Source organism: Tepidicella xavieri (assembly GCF_004363315.1).
Classification (GTDB): Bacteria; Pseudomonadota; Gammaproteobacteria; order Burkholderiales; family Burkholderiaceae_C; genus Tepidicella; species Tepidicella xavieri.
In genome coordinates, this window is record NZ_SNYL01000001.1 from 198979 (window position 1) to 222057 (window position 23079).

At 64.9% G+C, this 23079-nt stretch carries 21 protein-coding genes; 13 read left to right on the forward strand and 8 right to left on the reverse strand.

Annotated features, from left to right (window positions below; genetic code table 11):
• Window positions 1–27: 27 nt before the first annotated feature.
• Genes uraD through DFR43_RS00965 form a run of 3 tightly spaced genes read right to left on the reverse strand, consistent with a single transcriptional unit; the run spans window position 28 to window position 3457 of the window.
• A complete protein-coding gene (uraD, locus tag DFR43_RS00955; protein ID WP_133595486.1) occupies window positions 28–1806 on the reverse strand; it encodes a 2-oxo-4-hydroxy-4-carboxy-5-ureidoimidazoline decarboxylase in 1779 nt (592 codons plus the stop codon).
• Between the two features lie 11 nt (window positions 1807–1817).
• A complete protein-coding gene (gene puuE, locus DFR43_RS00960) occupies window positions 1818–2789 on the reverse strand; it encodes an allantoinase PuuE (RefSeq protein ID WP_133595487.1) in 972 nt (323 codons plus the stop codon).
• On the reverse strand, window positions 2786–3457 hold the full coding sequence (locus tag DFR43_RS00965; protein WP_133595488.1) for a GntR family transcriptional regulator: 672 nt from the start codon (window positions 3455–3457) through the stop codon (window positions 2786–2788). Before DFR43_RS00965 ends, puuE begins: the two co-directional genes overlap by 4 nt.
• A 96-nt stretch (window positions 3458–3553) precedes the next feature.
• Here DFR43_RS00965 and uraH point away from each other — a divergent pair, with 96 nt between their 5' ends.
• The 3 genes from uraH to DFR43_RS00980 all read left to right on the forward strand — a co-directional run bounded on the left by uraH (window position 3554) and on the right by DFR43_RS00980 (window position 6097).
• A complete protein-coding gene (gene uraH, locus DFR43_RS00970) occupies window positions 3554–3907 on the forward strand; it encodes a hydroxyisourate hydrolase (protein ID WP_133595489.1) in 354 nt (117 codons plus the stop codon).
• Window positions 3897–4739, forward strand: a complete 843-nt coding sequence (gene xdhC / locus DFR43_RS00975) for a xanthine dehydrogenase accessory protein XdhC (RefSeq protein ID WP_245988773.1) — start codon at window positions 3897–3899, stop codon at window positions 4737–4739. The genes uraH and xdhC overlap by 11 nt, the downstream gene beginning before the upstream one ends.
• Before the next feature lie 158 nt (window positions 4740–4897).
• Entirely contained in the window at window positions 4898–6097 is a 1200-nt protein-coding gene (locus DFR43_RS00980) for a urate hydroxylase PuuD (RefSeq protein WP_133595586.1), read from the forward strand.
• A gap of 10 nt (window positions 6098–6107) precedes the next feature.
• Here DFR43_RS00980 and DFR43_RS00985 read toward each other — a convergent pair whose 3' ends face one another.
• A complete protein-coding gene (locus DFR43_RS00985) occupies window positions 6108–7790 on the reverse strand; it encodes a tetratricopeptide repeat protein (protein WP_164499677.1) in 1683 nt (560 codons plus the stop codon).
• A gap of 181 nt (window positions 7791–7971) precedes the next feature.
• Between DFR43_RS00985 and DFR43_RS00990 the strand changes: the two genes are divergently transcribed.
• The 5 genes from DFR43_RS00990 (at window position 7972) to DFR43_RS01010 (ending at window position 13099) form a co-directional block, all read left to right on the forward strand.
• Complete coding sequence (locus DFR43_RS00990; RefSeq protein WP_133595492.1) at window positions 7972–9156, forward strand: ABC transporter substrate-binding protein; 1185 nt, start codon at window positions 7972–7974, stop codon at window positions 9154–9156.
• 100 nt (window positions 9157–9256) lie between these two features.
• Window positions 9257–10039 carry an ABC transporter ATP-binding protein gene (locus DFR43_RS00995; RefSeq protein WP_133595493.1) on the forward strand — a complete coding sequence of 261 codons (783 nt, stop codon included), beginning with the start codon at window positions 9257–9259 and terminating at the stop codon, window positions 10037–10039.
• Window positions 10036–10740, forward strand: a complete 705-nt coding sequence (locus DFR43_RS01000; RefSeq protein ID WP_133595494.1) for an ABC transporter ATP-binding protein — start codon at window positions 10036–10038, stop codon at window positions 10738–10740. The genes DFR43_RS00995 and DFR43_RS01000 overlap by 4 nt, the downstream gene beginning before the upstream one ends.
• Before the next feature lie 2 nt (window positions 10741–10742).
• Entirely contained in the window at window positions 10743–11756 is a 1014-nt protein-coding gene (locus DFR43_RS01005; RefSeq protein WP_133595495.1) for a branched-chain amino acid ABC transporter permease, read from the forward strand.
• Window positions 11753–13099 carry a branched-chain amino acid ABC transporter permease gene (locus tag DFR43_RS01010; RefSeq protein ID WP_133595496.1) on the forward strand — a complete coding sequence of 449 codons (1347 nt, stop codon included), beginning with the start codon at window positions 11753–11755 and terminating at the stop codon, window positions 13097–13099. Before DFR43_RS01005 ends, DFR43_RS01010 begins: the two co-directional genes overlap by 4 nt.
• 35 nt (window positions 13100–13134) lie before the next feature.
• Here DFR43_RS01010 and DFR43_RS01015 read toward each other — a convergent pair whose 3' ends face one another.
• Both DFR43_RS01015 and pilB read right to left on the reverse strand, forming a co-directional pair.
• Window positions 13135–14349 (reverse strand): type II secretion system F family protein, encoded by a 1215-nt coding sequence (locus DFR43_RS01015; RefSeq protein WP_133595497.1) that lies wholly within the window; start codon window positions 14347–14349, stop codon window positions 13135–13137.
• A 44-nt stretch (window positions 14350–14393) separates the two neighbouring features.
• Window positions 14394–16124, reverse strand: coding sequence for a type IV-A pilus assembly ATPase PilB (pilB, locus tag DFR43_RS01020; RefSeq protein ID WP_133595498.1), 1731 nt, complete (start codon window positions 16122–16124; stop codon window positions 14394–14396).
• A 162-nt stretch (window positions 16125–16286) separates the two neighbouring features.
• Here pilB and accB point away from each other — a divergent pair, with 162 nt between their 5' ends.
• From accB to DFR43_RS01045, 5 genes are read left to right on the forward strand one after another with little or no spacing between them, the layout of a single operon-like run.
• On the forward strand, window positions 16287–16745 hold the full coding sequence (accB, locus tag DFR43_RS01025) for an acetyl-CoA carboxylase biotin carboxyl carrier protein (protein ID WP_133595499.1): 459 nt from the start codon (window positions 16287–16289) through the stop codon (window positions 16743–16745).
• A gap of 13 nt (window positions 16746–16758) precedes the next feature.
• Window positions 16759–18108 carry an acetyl-CoA carboxylase biotin carboxylase subunit gene (gene accC, locus DFR43_RS01030; RefSeq protein ID WP_133595500.1) on the forward strand — a complete coding sequence of 450 codons (1350 nt, stop codon included), beginning with the start codon at window positions 16759–16761 and terminating at the stop codon, window positions 18106–18108.
• Between the two features lie 19 nt (window positions 18109–18127).
• Complete coding sequence (gene prmA / locus DFR43_RS01035; protein WP_133595587.1) at window positions 18128–19009, forward strand: 50S ribosomal protein L11 methyltransferase; 882 nt, start codon at window positions 18128–18130, stop codon at window positions 19007–19009.
• A gap of 45 nt (window positions 19010–19054) precedes the next feature.
• Window positions 19055–20101 (forward strand): zinc-ribbon and DUF3426 domain-containing protein, encoded by a 1047-nt coding sequence (locus DFR43_RS01040; RefSeq protein ID WP_133595501.1) that lies wholly within the window; start codon window positions 19055–19057, stop codon window positions 20099–20101.
• Between the two features lie 17 nt (window positions 20102–20118).
• Window positions 20119–21006, forward strand: a complete 888-nt coding sequence (locus DFR43_RS01045) for a carbohydrate kinase family protein (RefSeq protein ID WP_133595502.1) — start codon at window positions 20119–20121, stop codon at window positions 21004–21006.
• A 53-nt stretch (window positions 21007–21059) separates the two neighbouring features.
• On the opposite strand, the gene DFR43_RS01050 is transcribed toward DFR43_RS01045, so the two are convergent.
• Together DFR43_RS01050 and DFR43_RS01055 are read right to left on the reverse strand one after the other, a co-directional pair.
• Complete coding sequence (locus DFR43_RS01050; RefSeq protein ID WP_133595588.1) at window positions 21060–21683, reverse strand: histone H1; 624 nt, start codon at window positions 21681–21683, stop codon at window positions 21060–21062.
• Window positions 21684–21890: 207 nt separating this feature from the next.
• Window positions 21891–23063, reverse strand: a complete 1173-nt coding sequence (locus DFR43_RS01055; protein ID WP_133595589.1) for a ribonucleotide-diphosphate reductase subunit beta — start codon at window positions 23061–23063, stop codon at window positions 21891–21893.
• Window positions 23064–23079 lie beyond the last annotated feature (16 nt).

Genomic DNA, 23079 nt, shown 5'->3' on the forward strand with positions numbered 1-23079 from the left:
GTTTTCAGAAGGCAGAGGGGGAGAAGTTCAGCACTCGCTGGCCACTTGTTGCAGCAGGTGCTGGAAGGCGCGCACGGCCAGTTCCATGTCGTCGCTGGTGGTGGATTCGAGCGGGTTGTGGCTGATGCCGCCGTTTTGTCCGCGCACGAACAGCATGGCCTGGGGCAGGAGGGTGTTCAGTTTCATGGCGTCGTGGCCGGCGCCGCTGGGCAGCCGGAAGATGGGCAGGCCCAAGGCCTGCACGGCACGCTCCCAGCGCGCCTGCCAGGCGGGGTCGCTGGGCGCGGCGCTGGCGCGCATGGTTTCTTCCAGGGTGAAGCGCACGCCGCGCCGCTGGGCAATGGCCTGCATTTCGGCGCGCACGTCGGCCAGCAGCGCGTCGCGCTGGGCGTCAGACGGGGCGCGCAGGTCCAGCGTGAAGGCGCAGCGGCCCGGCACGACGTTGACAGAGCCGTGGGGCACCTGCAACTGGCCCACCGTGCCCACCGAATCGCCGTCGCGGCGGGCCCGTTGCTCCACGAAGAGCATCAACTCCGCCACGGCGCAGGCGGCGTCGGCGCGGCGGTCCATGGGCGTGGTGCCGGCATGGCTCGCGGTGCCCACCGCCTCGCCCATCAGCCGCACGCTGCCATTGATGGAGGTAACGACCCCCAGTGGCAGGTTCATCTCGTTGAGCACTGGGCCTTGCTCGATGTGGACTTCCACAAAGCCCAAGTAATGGGCCGGGTCGCGTTTCAGCGCGGCAATGGCCTCCAGCGTGCCCGGCAGGCCGGCCGTCTGCATGGCCTGGCGCATCGTCACGCCGTCGGCGTCGGTCTGGTCCAGCCAGGCGGAGTCAAAGCTGCCCACCAGGGCCCCGGAAGCCAGGAAGGTGGCCTTGTAGCGCTGGCCTTCCTCTTCGGCAAAAGCAACGATTTCGATGCCAAACGGCAGGCGCTGGCCGGCCTGGTGCAGCTCGCGCACGCCCGCCAGGGGCACGTAGATGCCCAGGCGGCCGTCGTATTTGCCGCCGTTGCGCACGGTGTCGTAGTGGCTGCCGGTGAGCAGGCAGGGGGCGCCGGGGGTGGCTGCGTGGTAGCGGCCCACCACGTTGCCCACGGCGTCGATGTGCACCTCGTCACAGCCGACTTCGCGCATGGTCTGGGCGATGTGGGCGGCGCAGGCGCGATGGGCCTCGGTCAGGTAGGTCACGGTCAGCTCGCCGCGCTCGGCGTAGCTCGGTTCGCTGTATTGCGCCAGGTGTTCCTGCCAGTCCCACACCAGGTTGCCCAGCGTGGGTTCGGCGCCGAATTTGTCGTTGAGCCGGATTTCCACGATGCGATGGATGTGGCGCAGGCATTCCTGGAATTCGGCATCGGGGTGGCTGTGCAGGCGGCGCTCGAAGGCCTCGATGATCTGGGTCCGACTCAACCCGGTGCCGCGTGGCCCACGCACCGCCAGGATGAAGGGCCAGCCGAACTTGGCGTTGTAGTCGGCGTTGAGCCGCTGGATGCGGGCGAATTCCTCTGGCGTGCAGTGGGTCAGCCCGGCGGTGCGCTGTTCGTGGGTGGATTCGGCGGTCAGCGCCTGGGCGACCATGGCCTTGCCCGCCAGTTCGGGGTGGGCGCGGATGAGGGCCAGTTGGGCCTCGCGTCCGGCGGCCTCCAGCACGCGCACCATGGCCAGCTTGAGTGCGGCCAGGCTGGCAAAGGGGCGTTGGGTCAGTGCTTGCTCGGCGATCCAGGGGGAGTGCTCGTACAGGCCGTCGAGCATGCGCGCGGCCTCTGGCGCGGGCGCGGCGTTGAGTTGGTCCAGGGTGTAGGGCATGGCGCGGTCTTTCAGGCCGGGCAGGGGTGGGTGGCGCGCCAGTGGCGGGCGATGTCGATGCGGCGGGCGATCCACACGCCTTCGTGGCGCTGGATGTGGTCCAGGAAGCGTTGCAGGGCGGTGATGCGGCCAGGCCGCCCCAGCAGGCGGCAGTGCATGCCGATGCTCATCATTTTCGGGCGGTCCAGTCCAGCGGGATCGCCCTCGGCGTACAGCACGTCGAACGTGTCTCGCATGTACTGGAAAAATGGGTCGGCATGCGAATAGCCCTGTGGCAGCGCGAAGCGCATGTCGTTGCAGTCCAGCGTGTAGGGCACGATGAGCTGGTGCACGTCGGTGCCGTCGGTCCGGCGCACCTTCATCCAGAAGGGCAAGTCGTCGCCGTAGTAGTCGCTGTCGTAGTCGAAGTGGCCGAAGTCGGCCACCAGGCGGCGGGTGTTGGGGCTGTCGCGCCCGGTGTACCAGCCGGCGCCGTGCAGCCGGCGCGGGCCGTCGAGCCGTTCGCCGGTCAGGTCGGCGATGATTTGCATGGCCTGTGCCATGTGCTCGCGCTCCAGCTCTTCCGGCAGGTTCTGGTAGTGAATCCACTTCAGGCCGTGGCAGGCGATCTCATGGCCCCCTTCGACGAACGCCGCCGTCACGTCGGGCGAACGCTGCAGCGCGGTGGACACGCCGAACACGGTCAGCGGCAGGCCGCGCCGCTCGAATTCGCGCAGCAGCCGCCACACGCCCTGGCGCGAGCCGTATTCGTAGATGCCTTCCATGCTGATGTGCCGGGCCGGGAAGGCGGCTGGGTTGAACATTTCGCTGAGGAAGGTTTCGCTGGCCGCGTCGCCGTGCAGCACGCAGTTTTCGCCGCCTTCTTCGTAGTTGAGCACGAATTGCACGGCGATGCGGGCGCCGCCGGGCCAGCGGGCGTGCGGCGGGTTGCGGCCATAGCCGGCCAGGTCGCGCGGGTAGGGGGCGGTGCTGTCGTAAATCATGGGGCGGAGAGCGCCATCGAGATGTCGCTGGTGGGCAGTTGGCGGTCGAAGGTGAGATTGGCCATGACGTTGCGCAGATGCTCGTCCATGAGTCGGGCGGCCAGTTCTTCGTCCTTCGCGGCCAGGGCTTTGACGATGTGGGCGTGCTCGTCGTTGGAATGCTCGGCCGCGTGCGTGCTCTGGTACATGAGCGTGATCAGGGCACAGCGCGAGATCAGGTCGCGCAGCAGCTCGGCCAGTACCTGGTTGCCCATGAGTTCGGCCATGCGCACGTGGAAGTCACCCAGCAGCTCGGTGCGGCCCGGCACGTCGTTGCTGTCTACCGCCTTGCGCTCCTCGGCCACATGGGCGCGCAGGGCGCGGATCTTGGCTGGGGTGGCTTGTCGCGCGAAAGCGCGAGTCATCTCCATTTCGAGCATGCGCCGCACCTCGAACACCTGCTGCGCTTCCTGCACCGACGGCGTGGCCACGAAAGCGCCCCGCGAGGGCTCCATCTTGATGAGCCGGTGCTGCGAGAGCTGGAACAGCGCCTGCCGCACCAGCGTGCGCGAGACGCCAAAATGGTCAGCGAGCTTTTGCTCCGCGAGCTTGGTGCCGGGGTTGAGCCGATGCTCCACAATGGCACGGGTCAACGACTCGACGATGTGCGCGGTGCTCGAAGATTCCATGGGCGCATGATATCCAGAAAAACAAAAAGTGTATACACTTTCAGTCGACCACGCCGTGCCTGGCATGGTCGGATCGTTCCACCACGGGAGTTTTTCATGGGCTTGAGCACACATGTTCTGGACACGATGCATGGCTGTCCGGCCGCCGGCATGCAGGTGGCGCTGTACAGCACGGATGGTGGGCAGGCCACGCTGCTCAGGCGCCTGACCCTCGATGCCGACGGCCGCAATCCCGACGGACCGCTGCTCGACCACGCTGCGCTGCGGGTGGGCACCTATCGGCTGGTGTTCGACGTCAAGGCGTATTTCGCCGCGCGTGGCGTGGCCTTGCCGGAGCCGGCCTTTCTCGACCAGGTGACGCTGGACTTCGGCGTGGCCGATGCCTCCGCGCACTATCACGTGCCGTTGTTGGTCAGTCCCTGGAGTTACTCGACCTACCGTGGCAGTTGAGCCGCAGCCCTTGGTCGGTGGCGATTTGCCTGCCGTGCTCCACCGGCTGGAGGCCGGGGAGACGGCGGTGCTGGTGGCCGTGGCGCAGACCCAGGGCTCGGCGCCGCGCGAGCGTGGCGCCTGGATGGCCGTGTTCGCCCACGACGCCTGGGGCACGATCGGCGGCGGCCAGCTCGAATGGCAGGCGATGGCCGTGGCGCGCCGCCTGCTGGCCGATCCGTGCGCTGCCATGACCGAATGGCGGTGCCCGGTGGGGCCGAGCCTGGGCCAATGCTGTGGCGGTGTGGTGCACCTGCGGGCGTGGCGGGTCGGCGCCGCCGACGTGTCGTCGCTGCGTGCCCTGTGGCAGCCGGCGCTTTTGCCGCTGGCCTTGTTTGGCGGAGGGCACGTTGGTCGCGCCTTGGTGCGGGCGCTGGTGCCGTTGCCGTTTGCCGTGCGCTGGATCGACAGCCGCGATGGCATATTTCCGGCCGATGTGCCGCCACAGGTCCAGGTGGAGCATTCCGAGCCGGTGCAGCGCGCCGTCGCCGACTTGCCCCCCGGCAGTCGCGTATTGGTGATGAGCTTCAGCCATGCTGAAGATCTGGACATCGTGGCCGCTTGTCTGGAGCGCTGCCGGCGCCAGGACGATCTGCCCTTCATCGGTCTGATCGGCTCGCGCACCAAATGGGCGGCCTTTCGGCACCGTCTGGAGGCGCGAGGCTTTGGCCCAGCCGAGCTGGACCGCGTCACCTGCCCCATCGGGCTGCCGGGCATCCGGGGCAAGGAGCCTGCCGTGATCGCGGCCAGTGTGGTGGCGCAATTGTTGCTTGATGTCTCAGGCACGCGGTGAGAGGCGGTGGCTGGTGCAGTCCACCGAAACTGTATACACTTCGTGCTCCGTGGTCGCCGCGGCGCCTGTGTGTGACGCGACCGTTCGGGGTTCACAGCGCCCGCAGTGGTGAACCCGTGCTTCACAAGCCGGTGCGTCCGGCGTTTTGGCAAGCCACCATGGAAACGTATCTGCTGGATTGGGCCAATCTGCTGTTGCGATGGCTGCACGTCATCGTGGCCATCGCGTGGATCGGCTCCTCGTTCTATTTCGTGTTTCTCGACAGCAGCCTCACCCCGCCGCAGGATGAAGCGCTGAAGAAAGAGGGCGTCAGCGGCGAGTTGTGGGCCGTTCATGGAGGCGGCTTCTATCACCCGGTCAAGTACAACGTGGCGCCGCCCCGGCTGCCGGATCATCTGCATTGGTTCTACTGGGAGAGCTATTCCACCTGGCTCAGCGGCTTTGCGTTGTTCGCCATTTCGTATTTGTGGAGTCCGAGCGTCTATCTGATCGACCCCCATGTCATGGACTGGTCGCCGGCGGCGGCCATCGCCACGGCGCTGGCGTTTCTGGTGGTGTTTTGGTTCCTCTACGACGCGATTTGCCGCACTTTGGGGCAAACCGCCCATGGCGATGCCAAGGTGGGCCTGCTCGTGCTGCTGCTGGTGTGCGTGGCCTCCTACGCGGCCACGCAGCTGTTCGCCGGCCGGGCGGCTTTCCTGCTGGTGGGGGCCATGCTGGCCACGGCCATGAGCGCCAATGTGTTTTTCTGGATCATTCCGGGCCAGCGCAAGGTGGTGGCGGCGCTCAAGGCTGGCCAGCCGGTGGACCCGATCCATGGCAAGCGCGGCAAGCAGCGCAGCGTGCACAACACCTATTTCACGCTGCCGGTGTTGTTTGCCATGTTGAGCAACCACTACAGCTTCGTCTACAGCCACGCGTACAACTGGGTGGCGTTGATCGCCATCATGTTCGCCGGCGCGGCCATTCGCCAGTTTTTCGTCATGCGCCATGGCTGGAAGCTGGGGCGCAACGCCCACCCCTGGCCGTATGCCGCGGTGGGCGTGGCGGTGCTGCTGGCGCTCATCGCCTGGATGCGGCCGGCCGCGGTCGAGCCGGTCGAATTGCCGGCCCAGGTCGGCATGGCGCAGGTCCAGCCGGTGATCGAGCAGCGATGCGTCATGTGCCACGGCGCGGCCCTGGCCTCGAAAAACGTGCGGCTGGACACGCCGTTGGCCATCCAGCAGCAGGCGTTGACCGTGTACCAGCAGACGGTGGTGACCCGCCAGATGCCGCTGAACAACGCCACGGGCATGACGGAGGCGGAGCGGGCGCTGATCGCACAGTGGTTCCGCGCCGGCGCCCCGCTGGAGCCTTGAGCGGCGCTGCTCAGGGGGCGGTGGCCCGGTCCATCGGCCCCAGGTTCACGCCGCCGGAAGGGCGCAGCCGCCGATCGCCCAGGGCAGGCTTGTTGCGTGCCGTGCCATAGGCTTCGCGCAGCCGCTCCACCCGCTCTTGCCAGCGCTCGGCCTCGGGGATTTCGGCCGCATAGCGCTGCAACACCAGCCAGGCCGATTCCACCGCCCGGGCATTGAGCGTGCCTTCGGCGGTGCGCACCAGCTCTTCGAGCGCTGTGGCCGCTTCCCCGTTGCCAGCGGCTTTGACGGGCCGCTCGATCAGCCACACCATTTCGTCCTGGCTGCGCCGCAGCCGCTCGGCAAACGGCTCGTGCGCGCTGGCGGCGTTGGCCAGCAACTCGCCCATGGCCTTGCTGGTGGCAAAGCGCCGGCCGATGCGGTCGATGACCTTGTCGTCTTTCAACACATCCGCGCCGCGGTGGGTCAGCTCAGCCAGCGCGCACAGCAGGTTGAGGGCTGCTTCCATGTCGAAATGGGGCTCCCCGATCTGCGTGCAAGCGATGGCAATGAGGTTTGTGGCCTTTTCCCGATGTCCCTGCTGCTCGAACGACAAGGCCGCAATCAGGTCGGTGAAGCGCTGCAGCCGCAGGTCTGCCGGGTTGGCGCGCAACCGTTTGCGCAGTTCGGCCAGATGGCGCTCCAGTTGGGCCGGCTGGTTGCGCGCAAACGCCGACAGGGCCAGCAGCACCAGGCATTCGCTGTCGAACATCTTGGAGTCCAGGCCCAGATAGGTCGAACGCTCCAGCAGTTCCACGGCCTGATCCCGGTTGCCGCAAAAGTAGGCCAGCATGCCCAGGCGCTGCAGCCGGCCGATGGCCATGGGCGTGAGCTGTACGGCTTTTTCCAGCGTGGCCAGCGCGGCTTGGAATTGCCCCAGTTCGAGCTGGGCGCGCCCGAGCACATCATAGGCTTCTGGATAGTCGGGCTCGTCTTCCAGCAGGGCTTGCAGAGTTTCCATCGCGCGGTGGGGGGCGCCGGCATCGAGCTGGGTGCGGGCCACGCCCAGCCGCGCCCAGGGCTTGGGGTCGGCCTGCCCAATGGCTTGGAACAGGGCCTCGGCTTCCTCGAACCGTTCCAGCCGCAGCAGCACTTCGGCCCCGATGCGGGCGGCCTGCAGCCATTGTGGGCCGCGATCACGCAGACGCTGACGGGCCAGGGCCACCGCCTCCTCGGGGCGCTGGGCTTCGAGCGCCTGATACAGGGGCTGCAACGCCACCTTGCGAATCCGCGCCTGCTCGATGCGGTCGTTCAGGCTGCCGGCCGAATAAGGCCGCACGATGTAGCTGTCCACCGACGATTCCGCCGCCTCGGCCACCTTCAGATAGGTGGCTTCGTTCGTCAGCATGATAAAAACGGTCGCGTAGGGCAGCAGGCCGCTGCGGCGCAGATCGTCCAGCAGTTCCTGGCCCGTGCCGCCTTCTTTGGGAAACTCGTCGCCGCAGACCACCACGTCGAAATGCGACCGCTCCAGCTCGCGACGGGCATCGGCGATGCGGCTCACTTGGCTGACCGAATGCATGCCCATGGTGCGCAGCTGGCCGGCCACCGTCATGCGGGTCGTCGGGTTGCCGTCCACCACCAAAGCGGAGGCCTTGCGCAAATCGCCGGGCGACCGCGCCACGGTGGGCTGCGGTGAGCGGGGGGCATCGGGCATGGCCAAGGGCGATCCTTTGCGGGTAGGTGCTTGACAATCAATGTACCCGAAACCGGGCCGGGGAAAACCCTGCAAAGCCGCCAAAATCACCGTTTCCCCCAAGGTTGTCCTGCTAAGATTTGGCTTCCTGAACCGCCGCAGACGGTTTTTTGCGGCTACAACCCGATTGAAGGAGTCACCCTTGAAGAAGATCCTGACCGCCGCCGCCCTGGCCGCCACCATGGCCTTCGGCGCCCACGCACAAACCAACGTCAAGCTTGGCGTTCTCCTGGGCTACACCGGCCCGATCGAATCCCTGACCCCTGCCATGGCCGCCAGTGCCGAGCTGGCCATGAAAGAGGTGTCCGACAGCGGTCTGCTGCTCGGTGGCGCCAAGGTGCAGCCGGTGCGCGCCGACTCCACCTGCATCGACGCCGCCGCGGCCACCGCTGCCGCCGAGCGTCTGGTGACTTCCGAGCGCGTCAATGCCATCGTGGGGGCCGACTGCTCGGGTGTCACCACCGCCGTCGTGCAAAACGTGGCCGTGCCGCGTGGCGTGCTGATGATTTCCCCTTCCGCCACCTCGCCGGCCCTGACCACCGTGCGCGACAATGGCTTGTTCTTCCGCACCGCGCCGTCGGACGCCCGCCAGGGCGAAGTGATTGCCGAGATGCTGCGTGAAAAAGGCATTCGCCGCGCTGCCCTGACCTTCACCAACAACGACTACGGCCGTGGTCTGGCCAACAGCATCCAGACCAACTTCGAGAAACTGGGTGGCCGCATCACCATTTCTGCCGCCCACGAAGACGGCAAAGGCGATTACACCGCTGAAGTGGCCGCGCTGGCCGCTGCCGGGGGCGACATCCTCATCGTGGCGGGTTACGTCGATCAGGGTGGCCGCGGCATCATCCGCACCGCGCTGGATACGGGCGCTTTCAGCCGCTTCTTCCTGCCCGATGGCATGATCGGTGACAGCCTGCCCCAGGCCATCGGTCGTGGCCTCAACGGTTCCTTCGGCGTGGCCCCGGGCACCGACAGCCCGGGTGGTCAGCGATTCGAGGCTCTGGCCAAGGCCGCCAACATCAACGTCGGCCCCTACACCCACCAGTCTTATGACGCCGCCGCCCTGATCCTGTTGGCCATGCAGGCCGCCAAGTCCACCGACCCGGCCAAGGTCAAGGAAAAAATCATGGAAGTGGCCAACGGTCCTGGCGAGAAGATCTACGCCGGTGAACTGGCCAAGGGCCTGAAGATTCTGGCCGAAGGCGGCAAGATCGACTACGAAGGCGCTTCTGCCGTGCGTCTGATCGAGCCGGGTGAAAGCGCTGGCAGCTACCGCGTCATCGAAGTGCGCAACGGTCGCATGGAAACGGTCGGCTTCCGTTGATGCCACAGTGGCGGGCGCCGGTTGAGCGCCCGCCCTTGTTTTCGACATCCACACCGAAAAACGGTCCCGCCTCACCGGCGCGGACCGTTTGCTTTATCCCATGATTGAAGTCAAAAACCTCAGGATGCAGTTCGGCGGCATACGCGCCGTCGACGACGTGTCTCTCACCCTGGAGACCGGGCGCATCACCGGGCTGATCGGCCCCAATGGTGCAGGGAAAACGACGCTGTTCAACGTCATCGCCGGACACTACAAGCCCACCGCCGGGCAGGTGTTCCTCGACGGCGAAGACATCACGGGGCTGCCGCCCCACGAGCTGTTTGCCAAGGGCTTGCTGCGCACCTTCCAGATCGCGCACGAGTTCTCCACCCTCACGGTGCGCGAAAACCTCATGATGGTGCCGCCTCGGCAGACCGGCGAGTCCCTGCTTGGCGCCTGGCTGCAGCCGGGCAAGGTCAAGGCAGAGGAGGAGGCGGTGCGCGCCAAGGCCGACGACGTGATCCGCTTCCTGCAAATCGAGCACGTCGCCGATGAACTGGCCGGCAACCTCTCGGGTGGGCAGAAGAAGCTCCTCGAACTCGGGCGCACCATGATGACCGAGGCCAAGATCGTCTTTCTCGACGAGGTGGGCGCCGGCGTCAACCGCACGCTGCTCAACACCCTGGGCGATGCCATCGTGCGTCTGAACAAAGAGCGTGGCTACACCTTCTGCATGATCGAACACGACATGGATTTCATCGGCCGCTTGTGCGATCCGGTGATCGTCATGGCCGAAGGCCGCGTGCTGGCCCAAGGGTCTGCCGCCGAAGTCACGGCCAACGAGCAGGTGATCGAGGCCTATCTGGGCCGCGGCCTGAAGAACAAACCGGGGGTGGCGGCATGAGCTTTCTCATTGGTGAAGGGATGACGGGCGGCTATGGCGGCGCGGACATCCTCAACGGCTGCACCATCGCGGTGGACAAGGGCGAGATCGCCGTCATCGTCGGCCCCAACGGGGCGGGCAAGTCCACCGCCATGAAGGCCATTTTCGGCATGCTCAACCTGAGGCAGGGGCGCGTGATGTTCGATGGCGAGGACATCACCGCGCTCAGTCCGCAGGAGCGGGTGCTCAAGGGCATGGGATTCGTGCCCCAGACGCACAACGTGTTCACCTCCATGACGGTGGAAGAAAACCTGGAGATGGGGGCTTTCATCCGGCGCGATGACTACCGGCAGACTATGGAACAGGTCTATGAGCTGTTCCCAGTGCTCAAGCAAAAGCGTCGCCAGCCTGCCGGCCAGCTCTCGGGCGGTCAGCGCCAGCAAGTGGCGGTCGGCCGGGCGCTCATGACCCAGCCCAAAGTGCTCATGCTCGACGAGCCCACGGCCGGCGTCTCGCCCATCGTGATGGATGAGTTGTTCGACCGCATCATCGAGATCTCGCGCACCGGCATCGCCATCCTCATGGTGGAGCAGAACGCGCGCCAGGCGCTCAACATCGCGGACAAGGGTTATGTGCTGGTGCAAGGCGCCAACCGCTACACCGACACGGGCGAGGCCCTGATGGCCAATCCCGAGGTCCGCCGCACTTTCCTGGGAGGCTGATCATGGCCGACATCCTCAACGCATTCGTGCTGCTGCTCAATTTCGTCATCATTCCTGCCGCGGCCTACGGCAGCCAGCTCGCGCTCGGCGCCTTGGGCGTCACCCTGGTGTACGGCATCCTGCGGTTTTCCAACTTCGCCCATGGCGACACCATGGCGTTCGGCACCATGGTCACCATTCTGGTGACCTGGTGGCTGCAGGGCCAAGGCATTGGGCTGGGCGTGTTGCCCACCGCGTTGCTGGCGCTGCCGGTGGCCATTGGGGTCACGGTCCTGTTCGTTCTGCTGACCGATCGCTGGGTCTATCGCTATCACCGCGTCCACAAGGCGCCCCCGGTGGTCTTGCTGATTGCCTCGGTGGGCGTGATGTTCCTCATGAACGGGATCGTGCGCTTCATCATCGGGCCGGGAGATCAGCGCTTTGAAGACGGCGAGCGCTTCATCATCACCGCCAGTGGCTTTCGCGACTTCACCGGGCTCGACGAAGGTCTGGCGTTCCGGACCAGCCAGGGCCTGACCATCGTAACTGCCATCATCGTGGTGGCCGTGTTGTTCTGGTTCCTGGAGCGCACCCGAACCGGCAAATCCATGCGCGCTTATTCTGACAACGAGAATCTGGCGCTGCTGTCGGGCATCAATCCGAACCGCGTCGTCATGCTCACCTGGATCATCGCGGCCACGCTGGCCACCATCGCGGGCACGCTCTATGGGCTGGACAAGGGCTTCCGGCCATTCACCTATTTCCAGTTGCTGCTGCCCATTTTCGCTGCGGCCATCGTGGGCGGGTTGGGCAGCCCGCTCGGGGCCATCGCGGGGGGCTTCATCGTCGCGTTTTCCGAGGTGATGCTCACCTATGCGTACCGCAAGTTCTTCGCCTACCTGCTGCCCGAGGCCTGGGAGCCTGAGGGGCTGATGCAACTGCTGTCCACCGATTACAAGTTCGCGGTGTCCTTCGTCATCCTCGTGGTGGTGCTGCTGATCAAGCCCACCGGTCTGTTTGGAGGGAAAACGGCATGAGCAAGCTGTTGAACCAGAAAGTCCAGGCACCGATGCTGTTTGCCCTCATGGGGCTGGCCTTGGTACTCGTGGGCACGATGCAGAGCTGGTCGCTGTCGCTGACCATTCTCAACTACTGCGTGATTGCCGCCATCATGGCGCTGGGCCTCAACGTGCAGTGGGGTTATGCGGGCCTGTTCAACGTGGGCCTGATGGGCTTTGCCGCCCTGGGCGGGATTGCCGCTGTGTTGGTGGCCATGCCCCCGACGCAGGAAGCCTGGGAAGCGGGGGGGGCCGGCATCCTGACCGCTCTGCTGATGGCGCTCATCACCACGGTGGCCGCCATCGTGGCCTACAAAAAACTGTCCCCAGGCCGCACACGCCGCTTGGTCATGGCCGCCATTTTGGTCGTGGGCTACTTTGCGTCGCGCTATTTCTTCGATCCGGCGGTCGAGCTGATCGAAGCCGTCAACCCCGCCAAGACGGGTTATCTCGGCGGTGCCGGCCTGCCCATCTTGCTGTCCTGGATCGTGGGGGGCGTGCTGGCGGCCTGCGCGGCCTGGCTCATTGGCAAGATCACACTGGGCCTGCGCTCGGACTACCTGGCCATTGCCACGCTGGGCATTTCCGAGATCATTCTGGCCGTGCTGCGCTATGAAGAGTGGCTGACCCGCGGCGTGAACAACGTCAACGGCCTGCCGCGCCCCGTGCCCTTCGAGATCGATTTGGTCCAAACCGCATGGGTGCAGGAATGGTCGGCCCGGCTGGGCGTGCATGTGATGGACTTCGCCTCCATGGTGGTCAAGCTCAGCTACCTGACTTTGTCGCTTGCGGTGCTGCTGTTGCTGTTCTGGCTGGCGCAAACGGCCATTCGCTCCCCTTGGGGGCGCATGATGCGCGCCATCCGTGACAACGAAACCGCCGCCGAAGCCATGGGCAAGGACGTGACCGGCCGCCACCTGCAGGTGTTCGTGCTCGGTTCGGCCATCGTGGGCATCGCAGGCGCCATGCTGGTGACGCTGGATGGGCAGTTCACCCCCAACAGCTACAACCCGCTGCGCTTTACCTTCCTGATCTGGGTGATGGTGATCGTCGGCGGCTCGGGCAACAACCTCGGCGCCATTCTCGGCGGCTTTTTGATCTGGTTCTTCTGGGTGCAGGCCGAGCCCATCGGGCTGTGGCTGATGAACGTGATCACCGCCGGCATGTCGGCCGAAAGCGCCTTGCGCGCCCATCTGCTGGACAGCGCGGCCCACATGCGCCTCATGGTCATGGGCCTCATTCTGCTGCTGACGCTGCGGTTCCGCCCGCGCGGTTTGCTGCCGGAGCGTGAGGAGCGCCCGCACTCGGCCGTGCGACGCTGATCTGGTTTCACCGGCCTGCCGCCTGGCAGGCCGGTTCAGACCACTTGGCCCAGCTTGAAGATGGGCAGGTACATCGAGACCACGATGCCCCCAATGACGGTGCCCAAAATCACGATGATGATGGGCTCCATCAGGCTGGACAGGCCGGCCACCATGTCATCGACCTCTTGTTCGTAGAAATCGGCCGCCTTGCCAAGCATGTGGTCGATGGAGCCCGACTCCTCGCCGATGGCGCACATCTGCAGCACCATGGATGGGAATACGCGGGCGTTGGTCATGGCCATCGTCAGGCTGGTGCCGGTGGAGACTTCCTGCTGGATTTTCTTGGTGGCATCTGCAAACAGGCTGTTGCCCGCAGCCCCACCCACCGAATCCAGCGCTTCGACCAGCGGCACGCCTGCCGCAAACATGGTGGACATGGTACGCGTCCAGCGGGCGACGACGGATTTCTCCACCAGCGGCCCAAAAACCGGCAGCCGCAGCAGCAAGCGGTCCATGAAGCGTTGCACCTTTTCATTGCGTTTCCAGGCCTGCATGAAAAAGTAGGCACCCCCTCCCAGGCCACCGAAGATCAACCACCAATAGGCCACGAAGAACTCGCTCATGGCGATCACCGCCAAGGTGGGGGCGGGCAGATCGGCCCCGAAGGAGGAGAACACTTCCTTGAAGGCCGGGATGACGAAGATCATGATCACCGCCACCACCACGAAGGCGACGACGATCACCGCCGTCGGGTACATCAGCGCCGAGCGCACCTTGCTCTTGAGTGCCTCGGTCTTTTCCATGTAAGTGGCCAGGCGGTCCATCAAATCTTCCAGGATCCCCGCGGCCTCACCCGCTTCCACCAGGTTGCAGTACAGCGCGTTGAAGTACATCGGGTGCTTGCGGAAGGCCGCGCTCAGCGAGGTACCGGTCTCCACGTCGGTGCGGATGTCGTTGAGCAGTTTGGTGACGCTGGGGTTGGGATTGCCGCGGCCCACGATGTCGAAAGCCTGCAGCAAGGGCACGCCGGCTTTCATCATCGTGGCGAGCTGCCGCGTGAAGATGGCGATGTCCTTGGGCTTGATGCGCTTGGCCGAGGCCATTTTGCGCTTCTTGATCTTCTGCACCAGGATGCCCTGACGCCGCAGGCTGGCCTGTGCCTGGTTTTCACCGGCAGCCCGGATCTCGCCACGGGTGGTCTTGCCGTTGCGGTCCTTGCCCTCCCACTCGAACACGAACTCCTTGACGCTTTTGCTAGCCGTGGCCATGTTTTCCCCGCAATGTGGTTGTCGCGACTTCCGGCGGTGCGGGCTCAGTCGTTGGTACAGCCCAGCACTTCTTCCAGAGACGTGATGCCCAGTTTAACCTTTCGCAGGCCGGATTCGCGCAACGTGCGCACCCCTTCGGCCCTGGCCTGGGCGGCAATTTCCAGGGCGCTGCCACCGCGCAGGATGATTTGCTGCATCGCCTCGGTGATGGGCATGACCTGGTAGATGCCGACACGCCCCTTGTAGCCGTTGTTGCAGGCATTGCAGCCCACGGCGCGGTAGGGCTTCCAGGTGCCGTCAAGCTCTTCGGGGCGGAAGCCGGCGTCGATCAATACCTGATCGGGCAAATTGTCCACCGGCTCTTTGCACTGCTTGCACAGCCGCCGGGCCAGTCGCTGGGCGGTGATGAGGTTGACGCTGGAGGCAATGTTGAACGGCGCGATGCCCATGTTCAGCATCCGCGTCAGGGTGGACGGTGCGTCGTTCGTATGCAGGGTGGACAGCACCAGATGGCCGGTCTGGGCCGCTTTGATCGCGATGTCTGCCGTTTCCAGATCGCGGATCTCGCCCACCATGATGATGTCTGGGTCTTGCCGCAAGAAGGCTTTCAAGGCGGCGGCAAATGTCAGTCCCGCTTTTTCATTGACGTTGACCTGATTGATGCCGGGCAGGTTGATTTCCGACGGGTCTTCCGCCGTCGAGATGTTGACCCCCGGCTGATTGAGAATGTTCAGGCAGGTGTAGAGAGACACCGTCTTGCCCGAGCCGGTGGGGCCGGTGACCAGCACCATGCCGTAGGGGCGGTGGATGGCTTCGAGGAGTTTTTCCTTTTCATCCGGTTCGTAGCCCAGGGCATCGATGCCCATCTGCGCGCTGCTCGGATCCAGAATCCGGATCACGATTTTTTCGCCGAACAGCGTCGGCAGGGTGCTCACGCGAAAGTCAATCACCTTGTCGGGCCCGACCTTGAGCTTCATGCGGCCGTCCTGCGGCACGCGGCGTTCCGAAATGTCGAGCTTGGAAATCACCTTGATGCGGGAGGCCAGCTTTTCCTTGACCGCCACCGGTGGCGCGGCCACCTCGCGCAGTTCGCCGTCGATGCGAAAGCGCACCCGGTAGGTGTGCTCGTAAGGTTCGAAATGCAGGTCGGATGCGCGCATCGTGTAGGCATCGAGCAGCATCTTCTGCAAAAATTTCACGACCGGGGCGTCTTCGACCTCGGCGGAAATCTTTTCCGTGGCATCCGCCGACGCCATCTCGATGCTGCCTTCCTCGAACTCGAAGTCGCCCCCGACGATGTGCTCGATGGCTTCGCCTGCGGTAGTGGTCAGCGTCTCGATCAGCTTGTTGAGCTTGTCCACCTCCGCAATCACCCAGTCCACGTTCAACTGGGTGGCGAATTTCACCTTTTCGGCGGCTTGCTGGTCCGACGGGTCGGCCGTCGCGACCGTGACCCGATTGTGGCGGCGGCTCAGCACCACCAACCGGAACTGCTTGGCGATGCGCGGGTCGAGCACGTCTTTCGGCAGTCGCTGTATGTCTACCGCGTCCAGGTCGATGAGCGGAGCGGCAAACGCTTCGGCCATGGTGTGGGCCAAGTCGCGGGCCGAGACGGCACCGCTGCTGATGACCTCGGCGATGAAACTGGCCTTGCGGGCCTGGGCTTTGGCGTAGATGTCTTCGGCCGTTTTTTGCGTCAGCGTGCCGGAAGCCACCAAGGCCCGGGCCAGCCCCGGCAGGGCCATGGTGGTGACGGTGTTGTCCTCTTCTGCCATGGGACTCAATGGGAAGAAAAAAGCGGCAATAAAACCGGTGAACAGGGAGCCATGGCGCCAGCCCGCGTTTCCTCAAGTGCGGGCGCTTCGTGTATATTCCCGCCTACTTCTGCCCTGATGCGGAAATTTTGAAGCATTTTAGGTGCAATATCTGGAGAAAACATGGATCTGCGCAAACTCAAGACCTTGATCGACCTCGTCTCCGAGTCGAATGTATCCGAACTCGAAATCACCGAGGCCGAAGGCAAGGTCCGCATCGTCAAGAGCGCACCCGTCGCCCCGGTGGCCATGGTGGCGCCCGCGCCAGCCGTGACCCTCGCGGCTCCCGCCGCGCCGGCCGCCGCCGCGCCCGTGGCGAGCGCCCCGGCTGCCGAACCGGAAATCAAAGGCCATATCGTCAAGTCTCCGATGGTGGGCACGTTCTACCGTGCGCCCAGCCCGGGCGCCAAGCCATTCGTCGAGGTCGGCCAGTCGGTCAAGGAAGGCGATCCGATCTGCATCGTCGAAGCCATGAAAATCCTCAACGAGATCGAAGCCGACAAGTCTGGCGTCATCACGCAGATTCTGGCGGAAAACGGGCAAGCCGTCGAATACGGTCAGCCGTTGTTCGTGATCGAGTGAGGGTAGGGCGCCCATGTTCAAGAAAATCCTGGTCGCCAACCGTGGCGAAATCGCCTTGCGCATCCAGCGCGCCTGCCGCGAGATGGGCATCAAGGCGGTCATGGTCTACTCCGAGGCCGACCGAGACGCCAAATATGTCAAGCTCGCTGACGAGGCCGTGTGCATCGGGCCTGCGCCCTCGGCGCAGAGTTACCTCAGCATGCCGGCCATCATTTCTGCCGCCGAGGTCACGGACGCCGAAGCCATCCACCCCGGCTATGGTTTTTTGAGCGAGAACGCCGATTTTGCCGAGCGGGTGGAGAAAAGCGGATTCGTCTTCATCGGTCCCTCGCCAGAGTCCATCCGCATCATGGGCGACAAGGTGTCGGCCAAGCAGGCGATGATCCGTGCGGGCGTGCCCTGCGTGCCGGGCTCCGACGGCGCCTTGCCCGATGACCCGGCCACCATCAAGCGCATCGCCAAGACCATCGGCTACCCGGTCATCATCAAGGCCGCCGGTGGCGGTGGCGGCCGGGGGATGCGCGTGGTGCACACCGAGGCGGCCCTCATCCACGCGGTACAGACCACCAAGGCCGAAGCCGCAGCCGCCTTCGGCAACCCCGAGGTGTACATGGAGAAATTCCTCCAGAACCCTCGTCACATCGAAATCCAGGTGCTGGCCGATCAGCACCGCAACGCGGTGTATTTGTTCGAGCGCGACTGCTCCATGCAGCGCCGCCATCAGAAGGTGATCGAAGAAGCCCCCGCCCCGGGCATTGCCCGTCGCCTGATCGAAAAAATCGGCGAGCGCTGCGCGGCGGCCTGCAAGAAGATCGGCTATCGCGGCGCGGGTACGTTCGAGTTTCTGTACGAAAACGGCGAGTTCTACTTCATCGAGATGAACACGCGCGTGCAGGTCGAGCATCCGGTGACGGAGATGATCACCGGCATCGACATCGTGCGCCAGCAAATCCTCATTGCCGCTGGCGAGAAGTTGCCCTTCACCCAGCGTCAGATTCAATTGCGCGGTCATGCCATCGAGTGCCGCATCAATGCCGAGGATCCATACAAATTCACGCCCTCGCCCGGTCGCGTGACGACCTGGCACATGCCCGGTGGCCCGGGCGTGCGGGTGGACTCGCACGTTTATGCCAATTACACCGTACCGCCCAATTACGACTCGATGATCGGCAAGCTCATCGTGCATGGCGACACGCGCGAGCAGGCACTGGCCCGCATGCGCACCGCGCTGGCAGAAACCGCGATCGAGGGCATCAAGACCAACGTCCCCCTGCACCGCGAACTCATGGTAGATGCCAATTTCGAGGCCGGTGGCACCAACATCCATTACCTCGAATCGTGGCTGGAACAACGTGACCGCTGAACCCGCACCCGCTGCGCGCCTGACCGAACTGGTGCTGCTGGCGCCGGAGGATCAAGTCGAAACCCTGGCCGAGGCCCTGGAAGCGCTGGATGCGCTGAGCGTCTCCGTCGAGGACGCCGATGCCGAAACCCCGGCCGAGCGTGCTCTGTTCGGCGAGCCCGGCATGCCGGCCCCCAAGGCCGGCTGGCAGCGCTCGCGGCTCGTGGCCTTGTTTGCCGAAGTGTCCCAGGCCCACGAGGCGGCGGCGTTGTTGCGGCTGCAAGACTTTTTCCAGGGCTGCGAGGTCGTGGGGGTGCGTGCGGTGGCCGACGAAGACTGGGTGCGCCTGACGCAATCCCAATTCGCGCCGGTGGACATCACGCCCACCTTCTGGATCGTGCCGAGCTGGCACGAGCCGCCGCCCCAGGCCCGCCAGATCATCCGCCTGGACCCTGGGCTGGCCTTTGGCACTGGCACACACCCGACCACCCGCATGTGTCTGCGCTGGATTGCGCAGCATCCGCCGCTGGGGCAGCGGGTGCTCGACTACGGCTGTGGTTCCGGCATCCTCGCCATCGGTGCCGGGCTGTTCGGCGCCCGCGAGATCGTGGCTGTGGACATCGACCCGGCCGCCGTCGAGTCCACCCGACTCAATGCCCAACACAACCAAGTGCCATTGCAAGCCGGCCTGCCCGAGGCCGCCACCGGCGCGTTTGATGTGGTGCTGGCCAACATCCTGGCCTCGCCGCTGAAAGTGCTCGCGCCGCTGTTGTGCGGCCATGTGCGTCCCGGTGGTCACCTGGTGCTGGCCGGTATTCTGGAGCGGCAGGCCGAAGAACTGCAACAGGCCTACGCGCCTTGGCTGCGCCTGCAAGTGACCGATGCCGAAGACGGCTGGATTCTGATGACGGCATCGGCCTGAGGCCGGTTCCGGCCAACCCCCTTGCGGGCCTGCAATAATCGCGTCATGAGCTTCATCACGCGCTGCCCGGCTTGCTCCACCTCGTTCAAGGTGGTGCCCGATCAGCTAAAGATATCCGATGGCTGGGTGCGTTGCGGGCATTGCCATCAGATTTTTGATGCCACGCTCGACCTCCAACCCTGGTGGCCCAGGCCGGAGGACGCACCGGCGTCACCCGCCGTGTCCGAGCCTGCATCATCGGATCCGCCGGCTCAGGATGAAGCCCGGGGACCCTTCAACGGGGGCGGTGTGAGTGGGGAGCCGACACCGGATGCTGTGTCCACCGAGCCGCTCGCCCAGAAGCCTGCCGAGTCCGGGCCTGATGAGTCGCTCAAGCCCCCGCCGCCACCGCGCCCCGAGACGGAGGCTGCCGCCCAGCCAGAGTCTGACTGGCCTGTCCATACCCCGATGGACACGGGGGCCTGGCCAGCGGCGGCCGAACCGGCTCCGACCACCGAGCCCCTCGCCCCCAGCCCATCCGCCGATACCCCCGCGGTCAGCCCGCCGCCACCGATCGAGGAAGCGCCCCCGCCTTTGCCTTCTTTCGTGCGGCAGGCGCAGCGCCGCGCTTTCTGGCGCCGGCCTGTGGTGCGTGGCGCGCTGTGGGCATGCAGTCTGGCTTTGATGGGGCTGCTGGCTGCGCAGGCGTCTTTCCATTGGCGCGACCAACTGGCCAGCCGCGTGCCGTCCACCCGTCCGGCGCTGGAGACGCTGTGCGATTCGTTGGCCTGTGAAGTCTCCGCCCCCCGCCAGCCCGACGAGGTGGTCATCGACAGCTCTGTGTTGCTGCGCCGCGCTGCGGGGCGTTACAGCTTCAACGTCGTCATTCGCAATAAATCAAGGGTTGAAGTGGCGGCCCCAGCCCTGGAGCTGACGCTGACCGCCATCAACGACGAGGTGCTGGTGCGCCGCGTGCTCCTCCCCGAGGAATGGCCGCGCCCACTGCAGACGCTGGCCCCCGGCGCCGAATGGCCGGTGCAGTTCGAGCTCGCCCTCGATGGCCCGACCGATCAGGTCATGACCGGCTACCGCGCCATTCTTTTTTACCCCTGACACCCCCCCCGCACACCATGTCCATCCTCATCTGCGGCTCGCTGGCTTTCGACACCATCATGACGTTCGAAGGGCGTTTTGCCGAACAGATCCTCCCCGATCAGCTGCACATCCTCAACGTGTCGTTCCTGGTCCCAGGGCTCAGGCGGGAGTTTGGCGGCTGCGCCGGCAACATTGCTTACGGGCTGCGCCAGCTCGGGGCCGATGCCAGACCTGTGGCCACCCTCGGCGCCGATGGGCAGGACTACCTGGAGCGCCTCAGAAGCCTGGGCGTCGATACGCGGCATGTGCGCCTGGCCGAGGATCACTACACCGCCCAGGCCATGATCATGACCGATCGCGACAACAACCAGATCACGGCTTTCCACCCTGGCGCCATGGCCCAAGCGCATGACAACCCGCTGCAAGCCGCCGATGGCGCGGTGATCGGCATCATTTCACCCGACGGCCGCCAGGCCATGCAGCAGCACGCCGAGCAATTGCGGGCCTTGGGCGTGCCATTCGTGTTCGACCCCGGGCAGGGCTTGCCCATGTTCAATGGCCAGGAGTTGTTGCGTTTCGTCGAGTTGGCCGATTGGGCCGCCCTCAACGACTACGAAGCCCGCATGCTCAGCGACCGCACCGGTCTGGACTATGCGGCTTTGTCCCGGCGCTTGCGTGGACTGGTGATCACCCTGGCCGACCAAGGTTGTGAGGTGTGGCAGGACGGCCAATGCATCCGCGTGCCTGGTGAGCCGGCCGATGCGGTGGTGGACCCTACCGGCTGCGGCGACGCTTTCCGGGCGGCGCTGTTGTATGGCTTGGCGCAGGGCTGGGATCTGGTTCGCTGCGCCCAACTGGGCAACCGCATGGGCGCGGTGAAGATTGCTTCTCGTGGCGCCCAAAATTATTGCTTCAACCTCTGAAAAACATGAACAGCCCATGGTGAGCATGGGCTGTTTGGCCAAGGGGCCCTGAATCAGGGCTTTTTGGCGGTTGGGAAAGGCCAAGCTGCTTGGGGATTCAGCTTGGTCTGCGCAGCGGGGGCCGGTGCCGCGGGGGCTGCCTTGGCTTTCTTGGGGGCGGCCTTTTTCTCGACCGCCTTCTTCACTTCGGCCACCTTTTTCTCCACCGCTTTCTTCACATCCTTGGCCTTTTTCTCGACGGCCTTCTTCACCTCCGCCACTTTTTTCTCGACGGCCTTTTCTTCCTTGGCAATGGCTTTCTTGGCCGTGGCGACGGTTTTCTTGACGGCCTTCTTCACCTCGGCAACGGCCTGAGCCACCGGTGCGGCGGCTTTCTTCGCCGGTGCGGCTTTCTTGGCGGGTGCAGCCTTCTTCGCTGGTGCGGTGGCTTTCACGGCCGTGGCCTTTTTGGCGGGTGCAGCGGCTTTCTTGGCGGGCGCGGCTTTTTTCGCGGCCGGTGCGGCTTGGGTGGCCGCCGCCTTCTTCGCCGGCGTGGCTTTCTTGGCCGGTGCGGCCTTCTTTTCGGGTGCGGGTGCCGCTGCGGCTTTGGCCGGGGCAGCTTTCTTCGCAGGGGCTGCGGCCTTCTTGGCCGGTGCCGCTGCTTTCTTGGCCGGTGCGGCCTTCTTCGCAGTTGCCATGTTGTTCTCCTTGATCAAGTTGCCAAAAGCGCTTGACCTCGGACGATTCCGGGCAAGCGATTCAGCACTCGGACCACCGGCATGCAGCACACGCCTGGCCCTCCCGAGTGTTGAATGGGGGAAGCCACCCCGGCCGCCGATACCGGGGCCATGCAAGCGGGGTGGGCATGAAAGGACCGCATGAAAGAAGGCTGTTCCGGCAGGGCGTCAATCCCAGGACAGCGCGCCTCCCGACTGGTATTCGATCACCCGTGTTTCGAAGAAATTGCGCTCCTTCTTGAGGTCGATCATCTCGCTCATCCAGGGGAAGGGGTTTTCTTCGTTGGGGAACAGCGGATCGAGGCCGATTTGCGTGGCGCGCCGGTTGGCGATGTAACGCAGATAGCCTTTGAACATGCTGGCATTCAAGCCCAGCACGCCGCGCGGCATGGTGTCTTCGGCGTAGCGGTATTCGAGTTCCACGGCCTTGAGGAACAATTCCTTGACCTCGGCCTTGAACTCGGCCGTCCACAGGTGCGGGTTTTCCAGCTTGAGCTGGTTGATCAGGTCGATGCCAAAGTTGCAGTGCATCGATTCGTCGCGCAGGATGTACTGGTATTGCTCGGCCGCACCCGTCATCTTGTTCTGGCGGCCCAGCGCCAGGATCTGCGTGAAGCCGACGTAGAAGAACAGCCCTTCCATCAGGCAGGCGAAGACGATCAGGCTCTTGAGCAGGGTCTGATCCGCTTGCGGCGTGCCGGTGCGGAAGTTCGGGTCCATGATGGCGTCGATGAACGGCAGCAGGAACTCGTCCTTGTCCCGGATCGCCGGCACCTCGTGGTAGGCGTTGAAGATCTCGCCCTCATCCAGCCCCAAGGATTCGACGATGTACTGATAAGCGTGGGTGTGGATGGCTTCTTCGAACGCTTGCCGCAGCAGGAACTGGCGGCACTCGGGCGCGGTGATGTGGCGGTAGGTGCCCAGCACGATGTTGTTGGCCGCCAGCGAGTCGGCCGTGACGAAAAAGCCCAGGTTGCGTTTGACGATGCGGCGCTCGTCTTCGGTCAGGCCGTTGGGGTCTTTCCAGAGCGCGATGTCGCGGCTCATGTTGATTTCCTGCGGCATCCAGTGGTTGGCGCAGGTGGCCAGGTACTTTTCCCAGGCCCACTTGTATTTGAAGGGGACGAGCTGGTTGACGTCGGTCTGGCCGTTGATGATGCGCTTGTCGGCGGCGTTGATGCGTTGCGCGGAGGCGGCTTTGACGGAGTGGGAGGACGGAGAGCCGGCAGGTGCCGCAGCGGTGACGGGGGCATAAGCCGTGGCTGCGGGTTCAGGTGCAGCGGCAGGCAGGGGGCGCACAGGTTGCAGTGCAGGCGTGCTTTGATCGTCCCAGGTCAGCATGGTGTATTCCAATTCG

What these genes read in the sequence shown, in the direction of transcription:
- DFR43_RS01055 (WP_133595589.1), bottom strand. Translation starts at nt 23,063, where the DNA reads ATGCTGACCTGGGACGATCAAAGCACGCCTGCACTGCAACCTGTGCGC.
- DFR43_RS00995 (WP_133595493.1), top strand. Translation starts at nt 9,257, where the DNA reads ATGATTGAAGTCAAAAACCTCAGGATGCAGTTCGGCGGCATACGCGCC.
- DFR43_RS01005 (WP_133595495.1), top strand. Translation starts at nt 10,743, where the DNA reads ATGGCCGACATCCTCAACGCATTCGTGCTGCTGCTCAATTTCGTCATC.
- uraH (WP_133595489.1), top strand. Translation starts at nt 3,554, where the DNA reads ATGGGCTTGAGCACACATGTTCTGGACACGATGCATGGCTGTCCGGCC.
- DFR43_RS01000 (WP_133595494.1), top strand. Translation starts at nt 10,036, where the DNA reads ATGAGCTTTCTCATTGGTGAAGGGATGACGGGCGGCTATGGCGGCGCG.
- accB (WP_133595499.1), top strand. Translation starts at nt 16,287, where the DNA reads ATGGATCTGCGCAAACTCAAGACCTTGATCGACCTCGTCTCCGAGTCG.
- DFR43_RS01050 (WP_133595588.1), bottom strand. Translation starts at nt 21,683, where the DNA reads ATGGCAACTGCGAAGAAGGCCGCACCGGCCAAGAAAGCAGCGGCACCG.
- DFR43_RS01045 (WP_133595502.1), top strand. Translation starts at nt 20,119, where the DNA reads ATGTCCATCCTCATCTGCGGCTCGCTGGCTTTCGACACCATCATGACG.
- uraD (WP_133595486.1), bottom strand. Translation starts at nt 1,806, where the DNA reads ATGCCCTACACCCTGGACCAACTCAACGCCGCGCCCGCGCCAGAGGCC.
- puuE (WP_133595487.1), bottom strand. Translation starts at nt 2,789, where the DNA reads ATGATTTACGACAGCACCGCCCCCTACCCGCGCGACCTGGCCGGCTAT.
- DFR43_RS00985 (WP_164499677.1), bottom strand. Translation starts at nt 7,790, where the DNA reads ATGCCCGATGCCCCCCGCTCACCGCAGCCCACCGTGGCGCGGTCGCCC.
- accC (WP_133595500.1), top strand. Translation starts at nt 16,759, where the DNA reads ATGTTCAAGAAAATCCTGGTCGCCAACCGTGGCGAAATCGCCTTGCGC.
- DFR43_RS00980 (WP_133595586.1), top strand. Translation starts at nt 4,898, where the DNA reads ATGGAAACGTATCTGCTGGATTGGGCCAATCTGCTGTTGCGATGGCTG.
- pilB (WP_133595498.1), bottom strand. Translation starts at nt 16,124, where the DNA reads ATGGCAGAAGAGGACAACACCGTCACCACCATGGCCCTGCCGGGGCTG.
- DFR43_RS01040 (WP_133595501.1), top strand. Translation starts at nt 19,055, where the DNA reads ATGAGCTTCATCACGCGCTGCCCGGCTTGCTCCACCTCGTTCAAGGTG.
- DFR43_RS01015 (WP_133595497.1), bottom strand. Translation starts at nt 14,349, where the DNA reads ATGGCCACGGCTAGCAAAAGCGTCAAGGAGTTCGTGTTCGAGTGGGAG.
- DFR43_RS01010 (WP_133595496.1), top strand. Translation starts at nt 11,753, where the DNA reads ATGAGCAAGCTGTTGAACCAGAAAGTCCAGGCACCGATGCTGTTTGCC.
- DFR43_RS00965 (WP_133595488.1), bottom strand. Translation starts at nt 3,457, where the DNA reads ATGGAATCTTCGAGCACCGCGCACATCGTCGAGTCGTTGACCCGTGCC.